Origin of the sequence: Pseudomonas sp. EL_65y_Pfl1_R83 (genome assembly GCF_963970695.1) — a bacterium.
GTDB classification, from domain to species: Bacteria; Pseudomonadota; Gammaproteobacteria; order Pseudomonadales; family Pseudomonadaceae; genus Aquipseudomonas; species Aquipseudomonas tritici.
Genome location: NZ_CAXAQI010000556.1, coordinates 1 through 236, shown reverse-complemented (window position 1 = coordinate 236; position 236 = coordinate 1). Strand labels below are relative to the sequence as shown.

Sequence of the window (236 nt, the reverse complement as noted above, 5' to 3'; positions counted from 1 at the left end):
TTCCACGCTCATCCGGCCAGGCAGTCGGAGCGCAGCGACGCAGGTTTGCATTGTTAGTCTGAAGTCCCTGTCGTCGTCAATTTCGTTGCGCGTCTGCGCATCGATTCGCCCTTCAGTTCGATCCGATAAGCGTTGTGCACCAGCCGGTCGAGGATCGCGTCGCCCAAGGTCGGATCGCCGATCAGCGCGTGCCATTTGTCCACTGGCATCTGGCTGGTCACTAGCGTCGAGCGGTT

1 protein-coding gene is annotated in these 236 nt (G+C 60.2%); it reads right to left on the bottom strand.

Annotated features, from left to right (window positions below; all coding sequences use genetic code 11):
* Window positions 1-53: 53 nt before the first annotated feature.
* Window positions 54-236, bottom strand: a 183-nt coding sequence (locus AACY08_RS30315) for an ATP-binding protein (RefSeq protein WP_019349290.1), incomplete at its 5' end; no start/stop codon positions are given.